At 40.3% G+C, this 9,373-nt stretch carries 9 protein-coding genes; all 9 read right to left on the reverse strand.

Annotated features, from left to right (window positions below; all coding sequences use genetic code 11):
- Positions 1 to 5: 5 nt before the first annotated feature.
- On the reverse strand, positions 6 to 1,316 hold the full coding sequence (locus AC5SXE_RS03990) for an O-antigen ligase family protein (protein ID WP_493916692.1): 1,311 nt from the start codon (positions 1,314 to 1,316) through the stop codon (positions 6 to 8).
- Positions 1,297 to 2,424, reverse strand: coding sequence for a glycosyltransferase (locus AC5SXE_RS03995; RefSeq protein WP_493916693.1), 1,128 nt, complete (start codon positions 2,422 to 2,424; stop codon positions 1,297 to 1,299). Before AC5SXE_RS03995 ends, AC5SXE_RS03990 begins: the two co-directional genes overlap by 20 nt.
- Positions 2,421 to 3,377, reverse strand: a complete 957-nt coding sequence (locus tag AC5SXE_RS04000; RefSeq protein WP_493916694.1) for a glycosyltransferase family 2 protein — start codon at positions 3,375 to 3,377, stop codon at positions 2,421 to 2,423. Before AC5SXE_RS04000 ends, AC5SXE_RS03995 begins: the two co-directional genes overlap by 4 nt.
- Before the next feature lie 61 nt (positions 3,378 to 3,438).
- Entirely contained in the window at positions 3,439 to 4,914 is a 1,476-nt protein-coding gene (locus AC5SXE_RS04005; protein ID WP_493916695.1) for a flippase, read from the reverse strand.
- 115 nt (positions 4,915 to 5,029) lie between these two features.
- Positions 5,030 to 5,200 (reverse strand): hypothetical protein, encoded by a 171-nt coding sequence (locus AC5SXE_RS04010; protein ID WP_493916696.1) that lies wholly within the window; start codon positions 5,198 to 5,200, stop codon positions 5,030 to 5,032.
- 99 nt (positions 5,201 to 5,299) lie between these two features.
- Positions 5,300 to 6,715, reverse strand: a complete 1,416-nt coding sequence (locus tag AC5SXE_RS04015; RefSeq protein ID WP_493916697.1) for a sugar transferase — start codon at positions 6,713 to 6,715, stop codon at positions 5,300 to 5,302.
- 98 nt (positions 6,716 to 6,813) lie between these two features.
- Complete coding sequence (locus AC5SXE_RS04020) at positions 6,814 to 7,950, reverse strand: GNVR domain-containing protein (protein WP_493916698.1); 1,137 nt, start codon at positions 7,948 to 7,950, stop codon at positions 6,814 to 6,816.
- A gap of 59 nt (positions 7,951 to 8,009) precedes the next feature.
- Entirely contained in the window at positions 8,010 to 8,144 is a 135-nt protein-coding gene (locus AC5SXE_RS04025) for a hypothetical protein (RefSeq protein ID WP_493916699.1), read from the reverse strand.
- A 112-nt stretch (positions 8,145 to 8,256) separates the two neighbouring features.
- Positions 8,257 to 9,373 (reverse strand): oligosaccharide flippase family protein (locus tag AC5SXE_RS04030; RefSeq protein ID WP_493916700.1); only part of this gene is annotated, 1,117 nt, incomplete at its 5' end.

Here is a 9,373-nt window from a genome sequence, read left to right on the forward strand (position 1 = left end):
CTTGTTTAGCTCCATATTTCATTGTTGTAAAAGACTGGGTTCAGTGGTATGCTCACAAGGTAGGCCCAATATAGGGTACGAAAGTCATACCGTAATAATCCAAATTCAAAAAATTGATGAACCACCAATCCTGTCAGAACAGATATAATAAAACCACCAATCACTATTTCATCATATTGTGTGTTATTGAAGTTTTTTTTAGCATTTTTAACCATGTAATAAGAGCCTAAAAAACCGAGTAGCCATATGACAAAAACAAGCAAAAAACCTACAATGCCCAATTCAGATAATAAGCCTAGAAATAGGTTATGCGTTGTTATAGCTAAACCAGCATCTTCTAGGATAGTTTCGTAAGAAATGCCAAAACCAACTCCAGTTAATGGCCTTTGTATAAACTCATTCCACGCCAAATACCAGGCAGGACCTCGCCCGCTAAGACCTACCATTAGCCGGTTTTTTAGTGCGGGAGACAATTCAACCAAATAACTTAGAATGAAAATTGAAACAAATAACAATAGCACTAAAACTGCAGTTCTTTGTAGTTGTCGCGACCTTTTGCATGCAGATAACACATATAGTAACCCCATAATAATAATGGTTGCACCAATACCAGCACGAGAAAATGTTAAAAGCAAGGCAATGACTTGCACACCAAACAGGAGGATAAACTTAAACCTCGAGAGGCGATTTGCTAACCACTGTGCCACAGTTAAATTTAGGGTTATCATAAGCCACGAGGCTAAGCTATTAGGGTTACCAGTAAGAGATGAAATCCGTAACAATGGTGAAACACCAATAAGCGATTGTTGTAACTGTAAGCCACCAATTTTCATAACTTGCATCCGCCCAAACTTGGTAATAATGGTTGTTCCAAAAATATATAGAACTATACCAATCATCGATAGCAACACACCAAAGATAATTAGTCCTCGAGCTACTTTCCAAAAAGTTTCGATAGGATTATTGTCGCTTACTGTCAAAAGAAATAAAAATATGCTTGGGACAAATACCAGCAGCGTTCGTTGCAGCGATAAAAACGGAGAAGCTCCCCACAGGACTGATGCCATGCTTAGAGTAAATAGAAAAACCCACATTAACAAACCCATTGCAGATAATCCCTTTATAGGAATTTGAACCAGAGGCAATGCTACCAAGAATGCTAAAAGCTGTGTAGTCAACATTAATTCAGCTGAAAAAGGAAAAAGTGGATTACTCGTTCCATCCGTGAGGCTGAACAGTGCAGTTCCCAAGACAGTTATCAATATACTTAATTGTACTGTAATCCTGACGTTATAGTTATTGCTCCCTATATCCAATTGAGATACTTAACGCCTCCAAATAATATTTAGTAATTCGCTCAATAGTAAACTTTAGAGCACGATTTTGAAAACCCACTTTCACTTCTTGACCACTAAGAGTGCTTAAAATTGCTTGTGCCATTGCGTTGGTGTCCCCCACCGGCACAAGCTTCCCCCATCTTCCGTTTTCCAGTATCTCTGCAGGGCCGCTGGGGCAATCCGTTGAAATTACAGGCGTTCCCACAGCCATAGCTTCTACCAAAACATTGCCGAACCCTTCCCACGCTGAAGAAAGCACGAAAACAGCTGCTCGGGCCATATAGGCATAAGGGTTATCCACAAAACCAGGCAGGGATATGTCGTCTTGCAAACCTAACTCTTGCGTTAATGCTTCCAGCTTAGCTCGCTCTTCGCCTTCACCTAAAATCATTAACCTAGCAGGATATTTTCTCCGTACCAGAGCAAAAGCTCGAATCAAGGTTGGATAGTCTTTAGCTTTCGTAAGACGACCCACTGAAAGAATTACAGGGGGTTCTCCTCGCGAAAACCAGGGATGCTCTACTGCTTCTTTGGCTTTCTCCAAAAGCTCAGGAATAACAATGGGGTTATAAATAACTTTTATACTTTCTCGAGGCAATCTCGTAATATTTGCAAAATCTTCGGCTACACCATTGGATACGGCAACCACGGTATCAGCCCAGGGATAGAAAATCCGAATGAGGTTTGGCATTAGATAACCTCGTAAATTAGGGTTATTCGTTAGAGCCCGCGAAAGGGTACTGTGGACACTTACTACAACACGGCAAGGCACCCCGGACAATTTTCGCGCCCAGATGGCTACAATGTTTGCATGATCCATAGCAGATAGCATAGATTGCGGGCGCTCCCGACGAAGGTAATGCGTCAGGCGAGGCAAGCTAGTAAGCACTCTAGATGAGTGTAAATCAACAACCCGTACTCCCCCTGGAACCTCCGACAGGTAAGGCCCTTCAGCTTTGACAAGAACTAAATCAACGTCTATTCCTTGATCAAAAAATCCTCGGGCCAAATTCACCATTACTCTTTCCGCTCCCCCACCGCGCAAAGAGGGAAGAAAAAGAGCGATTTTATTAGCCAATTTTCTCACCTTGTCTTTCCTTCACTTTTCCATGCTGCTAAACGATATCTTGCGGATTTAGGTAGTCGTCGTAAAAACTTTAATAGAACTGTTGGCCGCTTAATGGCCAACTTTAAAGCTTCACCATAGTTTCGCTGCTTAAGGGCCTGAGGAAATGGAGCATATTCGATTTCCTCTTTTCGTTTTGCAAGAAGTTCCTTAAAAATCAGCTTTTCCTCTTGAGAGAAACCTGGCTCAGCTATCAATCTCTCGTACACTTCGCACAAATGCTCATGAGCACTTGGTTTACTTGTCAAAGAATCTGGCGTTATGCGGTAAAGATATAACGGTTCCGCAATAAGCCTTAATTTTAGACCTGTGCGAAAGAGGTGGCATAAAAATTCAAGATCCTCTCCGCAAAGACAATCTATATAGTAGCGCAACTGGAATTGTCGTACATGATCCAAGGGCATAAATGGTTTTATAGGCGAAGTCCCAAGCTTTATATAATCGCATAGATTTAAAATTAACGAGTCATTATGATAAGAAATATTAAGGGCAGTTTCTAAGCCACGTCTCCAAGGTTTAAGGCCAGATACGGAATCAAAACAAAGCATAAAATCATCAGCCACAAAGTAGCCATTTCCCGCTTCTAGCGATACTTCAACCAACCGCTCCAAGCGATTGGCCTTCCATTGATCGTCGGCATCTAAAACAGCTATCCATTTGCCGTTTGCAGCCTCTATTGCCGTGTTCCTTGCGGCGCCCGGCCCTTTATTGGAAGCGTGTCGAATCAGCTTTATGCGCTGGTCGCTAAAAGATTGAACTACTTCTGCGGTTCTATCCGTTGAAGCGTCATCAACTATAATTAATTCAAAATAGGGATACGTTTGTCGAAGCACTGACCCTATCGCATCTGCAATATATTTTTCAGCATTATATGCAGGAACGATAATGGAGACCAAATCGTTTGTATCTGCCATATCAAGCCACCTTACCCTCTTTCTAAATATTTGCTAATTTTGCTATAATCCTTGAATAAAATCAAATATCCTTTTTCCCAATAGTTGCTAACTTTTGCGATAAAGTTATACAACTACGTCTAATTTCAGCCTTTACCTCGGGATCTATCACTACAACTAAAATAATATATAAAATTGGTGCCGAAATAATGCCTATCCAATGACTTATACTTAAATATTTTAATATAATTGTCAATAGTGTGGTTAAAAATAAAGCAACCATTGATGTGGGTAGTCCAATTTTTAAAATTTGCCATCCCCGTGAGTTAAAAACCGTGTAGCCTAATAACAAAACTCCCTCTACAATCAATGCAGCTACTGCACCACCAATGGCTCCTAATCTTGACCCAAGGGCAATATAAGCAAGAATCCCAGAAATAGTAGCGATAACAAGAACTCCAGTGCGTATGTTTTGAAAACCTCTTGTAGTTAAAGCATCGGCCATTGGAAAATTGATGCCTTGAAATACCACAACCCATGCTAAAATAGCAAGGACTGGGCTTCCACCCTGAACCCAATCAAGACCGAAAAGTATCTTTATAACAACATCAGGATAAAATGCAAATGGAAGAACTAATGCCCCGCTTGCTATACTCATAAATTTAAGTTCACGTCCCAAAAGCTTAACGTGCTCATTTGGGTTTACGGCTCCAAGGTGAAAGAGCCTTGGATAAAATGCAGCTGCAATTGTACCTGGAATTTGATATAGTAGTCCAGGGATGCGATAGGCAGCCGAAAAATATCCAACTTCCTTTAAGGTCGTTACTCGCTGCAGTACAAGCAAGCTCATCTGAGGTATCAACATCACTAAAAGTCCCCCAAGAGTAAACGCCATAAGGTTGTTTAACAAACCTGAATGAAACCCACCAATCGAAGGCACTCGATGCACTACTAATCTGGTGCTTACGATACCCCCAATCAACGACGACATACCATAGACGATCGCCAAAAGGCATAATGGCCACTGCAACAGTACTCCGAGCAAAAGGAATCCTGCAGTGATCACTGTCGAAAAGATTCTTATTGCCGCAACATAATGCATTTCCTCGATCATTTGGAAATATGCAACACCGACGCCTTGTAATGCCCCACCCCAAACGGTAGGAATGACTATATAATAAACTGCATTGCGTAATATTTGATCTTTATATAGCCAATGTATCAATATTGCACTTACGATAGTCGTACATGCTGCAAATAACAACCTAAGTTTTAACGCTCCACCTAAAAGCCTTTCAATATCGGCATTAGGTTTAGTTCCTTCCCTTATCAGTGTATGAGTAAGCCCTAAGTCAGTAAAATACCCAGCAACTGCACCAAACGCTAAGCCGATGCTTAAAATACCATACTGTTCTGTGCCTAAATATCTAGCAACCAGAATAGTCGCTAAAGCCGTAAGAAGCCTTACGGCAAAATTGCTAATAAACAGATAAGTGGCGTTTTGAAGAATAGTCTTTTTCATAGCAAAATCTGCACAATAAACATCGATATTACTCAAAAGAGTGAATTAAACGGGCAATGCAACTTATATCCCGTCCTTTTCTCAAGGTAATTTCATATACTCCAAGCCATTGACGATTACACTGGCATATTATAAATCCCTCACCCTGCCCTCACTCACTTCTACCGCTGCTCCACAGCTCTATCGCCTCTTCGAGCTTCAAGGCGGCTTTGTACCTTTCAAGCTCGTCTTCGTTCAAGGTTAAGTAACGGATTTTTCGGTGAAGCATTGGCTCGACCTTGTCTATCAGGTTTTGCAGGTAGGCTTTATCTGCCTCTCCCACAAGGACGAGGTCAATTATACCCGAATCCGTTCCCCATTGCGTAGCTGCTAACTACGTAGACCGTACGTTAAGGTCTTTTACATCCTGCACCTTCGACTATCACTTGAAGTTTGTATTTTCAGGATAGTCTTTAATGTTAAATTCTTTTATCAATTTTGTATTAACGTCTTGTAAGTCCCCTTCCTGAACGCCCATTGAGCTTTCTTTTTTGAAAATGACTTTAACTGTGTTTAATATGATTTTAATGTCTAATAGTAAAGAATAGTTTTTTATGTATAACAAATCAAATTTAGCCTTATGTTTTGGTGATGTAGTGTATTTCCCAAAGATTTGAGCGAGGCCTGTGATGCCGGCTTTGACAAAAAGCCTATATTTGTATTCTTCTATTTCTTCATCGAACTTTTCCACGAAATGAGGCCTTTCAGGTCTTGGCCCAACTATGCTCATCTCTCCTTTGAGCACGTTTATGAGTTGCGGCAGCTCGTCAAGCCGAGTCGATCTAAGGATTCTTCCCACGCGCGTGATCCTTGGATCGTCCTTCAGTGCTAATGTAGGACCTGTGTCCTCTTCTGCGTTTACTATCATGGTTCGAAACTTGCATAGCTTAAATGTTTTATTGTTCTCGGTAACCCTTTCTTGTTTGTAAAAAACGGGACCTTTGTCGTCTAATTTTATCGATAGGGCGATAATCAAAAATAAGGGAGACGTGAGTATCAAACCAACCAACGATAACATTACGTCCATAATTCTTTTTACAACCTTTTGCTCAAAAGACAAACCTAATGGCTCTATTCGCAAAAAAACAACATCGCCATGGTTTCTGACCTTTGAGTTCATAAACGCTATTTCAAATAAGCTGGGGATAATATACAGCATCTTGTTTTTTATCGAGCAATATCGAATTAACTCAACTTTATCTTCACTTGGTATGTCGCAATCTACGTAGACTTTGTCAACTTCATCAATTAAGTGGTATGTGTATTGATCGACAGATCTGCAAATAGACTTGATCCCGCCATTGCTGACTTCGCCCGATAAAAAATCCTCCGTTAAGAGGTCAGAATTTTCAGGTGACGTAATTATCAAAACACCGCGTTGCTCGTATTTCTTGCTTATATGGCGTAATATAAATAGCTTTAAAGAAAAGATCAATATTATTTGAATAAAAAACCCAAGTGCAAATACGGTCCGCGGGAAGGCAAACCCTCTGGTAAAAAACATTATCGTGGCTGTTATGATATCTATTAAAAGCAGCGATACGCCAATTATTGCCACATTTCCGAACAACGTTTTTTTATATGTTGAAGTGATTTTGGTTATGTAAAATATAAAAGCTGCGCATAAGGCAATGTAGGGCATATTTTGATAGAAGGGATTTACATTATAAGGTGGTGGGTTTCCCTTAAATCGAATCATAAAAGCAATGTAAAAGCCAAGTACCACGAATATGACATACAGGATAAATTCAAAAAGCTTTAAAAAACTTCCATCTCTTTTTGCTCTCGAAAAACCCAATCCCCTCGCCCCCTGGGATTTGACTCCTTATCACCACTAGAAAAAAGTTGTTTTTATTATATATCACTTAATTATATACTACACTCACTTTTAAATTTTTAAGCAGCAGTCTTGTGGCTTTGCCAAAATTCTGCAGCAAAGGCTGCAAAGACTCCAACGAAAAGCCCCAGCACGCCGGCAACTGCGACCATAAGAGTTCTCTTTGGCGAAACCCGCTGTGGGTCTACAATGGGCTCCTGAACAATCTTAATGCCTGAAACCTCAATCTGTTGGGATTTTAAGTCATTTTGTTGTGCTTCCGATTCGCTGCTTTGGACATTAAGGCTTTCCGTTTTTACTCCAAGGTTTGCAAGTTTGGATTCTACATCGGCCAACCTCACATCGAGGTTTGCTAATTGAACTTTCAAGTCTTTAATATCTTGCTGAAGATCTTCGCGCTGGAGCTTATTATTTTCTTTCATGCTATTTAGAAGTTTATCCAGTTGAGACAGGTTTTCTTGCATAATATTTGAGTAAATCAATAACGGCGTCATGTTGTCGGGGTTGGATTCTTGCGCAAGAACTTTACGGCGTTGATCTAAGGCCTGTTCGCTTTTGCTTTGTATCTCATCGATTTGCTTTTGTAACTTGACATTTTCCAAATCTAGCATATTTAATTTGCTTTCTAGTATTTTTATTTGACCGCTAACGCTTTGCCTTTCGTTGATAATACGTTGCTTCGTATTATTTAGAAGTTCTATATTTGTTTCCACTCTCGGATAATAAAAAGCATGTGTCTTTACTAAAAGAGTATTTAAATATTTTTTTGCTCTTTCAGGTTCAGCGGAATCTATGCTTATAGATATATATTTGGTTCTCTGCTGCAACTTAGTTTTGACATCGAATTTGTTTTTAGGGTCTTGCAAATCCCAACCCAGTTGCGTTAAAGTCTCGTAATGAAATGGGTTTTGTGAGATAAGAGCTTCTATGTTCTCTGGCGTATCTATATCTGCTTCACGCCAAATCAAGGAATTTTGGACTGCTTCAAGAACATAGATTTGCCCAGGCCCAACTACAGCTGAAACCCTATAAACGGGCTTTATCATATAGGAAGCTGCAATGGCCACAATGATGGCGATTAAAAACACGCCAATTATCAGCTTTTTTCGTTTTAAAATAATTTGAACGAATTCGAATACACCAATACCACCTTCCAATTGGTATGGTTTGTGCTGTTCTTCAGGTTTTCTGTCCACATATGTTCACCTCGATGCCTTTATTTACATTAAAGTCTATATAAACTTCTTTAAAAAGTCTACTCTAGTGTGCAAAGTCGATGTGCGTAAGAAAAGATTGGCTGGCCAATCATGACGGCCTTGGCGCCGATGACGCCTGCCATGGGCGAGCCCATGGCAGGAAGTTGTCCCATCATGAAGCATTTATATGGCAAAGCGCCCTCGCGATGCAGAGGCTTGAATCACAAAGCCCTCAAAGGCAACAGATTAATTAAAGATGGGCGCCGCTCCATCAAACACCAACTTAAGTCACTTTTGTCGTGCTCCTCATTCAACATCTCTGAGCGAATCAAAGCTTCTTTTTGCAAGCAGCCACGCTCCATAGTGTAGGAATTTATCCAAAATATAAGTGAAACCGACATAGACAAAAAAACCTGACAATACAAGCAAAACAAAAACCAACAACCCTACAGTATCAACCACACCCTTTAAAACAAATATTACGGCCACCATGAATAGTCCAGCTATCAAAGGAAAGGCTATCAATTTTCCAAATTCTTTAATTCTACATTTTGTAATTTTAATAACCATTGCGCCAAACCCTATTGTTGAAGTTAATATGCTAAATAATACTGCTGTAGAAGTACCTAATATCCCCCATCTTGAGCATAGAGGGTAAATTAAAATCACTAACACCATCAACCTAACAACCTGCCATTTAGTATCGATATTTGGTCTGCCTACGGCTCGAAATATCGGGCCCGTTGTTGCCTGGATTGATCCTATTAATCCAACTAAAGCCAGTACCCGCATCGCCGGAACCATCGGAATCCACTTATCACCTAAGAATATACGCGTAAATTCAGGGGCTAATATAAATATCCCTCCAGCCAAAGGGATGGAAATAAAGGCAGTAAGCTGAAGTGTTTTAAGATAGGCTTGCCTTAAACCTTCTGGATTATCTTGAAGTTTTGAGTATGCCGGAAACGTCACTTGAGAAATCACATGAGTGATTTCCCTGGCAGGCGCATTTGAGAACTTGTACGCCATTTGATAAAAACCAAGAAGGGTGGCGCCAAGGAGCTTTCCTACGACGATGTTGTCACCTTGCGTAACTAAAGACACGAGGACGCTTGATACCAAAACCCACCTTCCAAATCTAAAAAGTTCATGTGCTTTATCGAAATCAAAATTTAAGCGTGGTCTGTAAGGGTGAATCTTATAACCAACAAAAAACCTCGCTATGTTTCCAGCCAAAAGACCAAACACTAAGGCCCAGACGCTTTTCAACACGATTGCCGCCGTGACAGAAACGATAAAATCGGCTAAAGTGCCGGTTAGATGATAAATAAACTGTTTGTTAAATTCCAGCTCCTTTTGAAAGTAAAGCACTCCGATATTGGCAAAACCGCCAATGGGATCAGATCTTGAGTTTTGAGTTTTT

It is taken from the genome of Acetomicrobium sp., assembly GCF_059026225.1.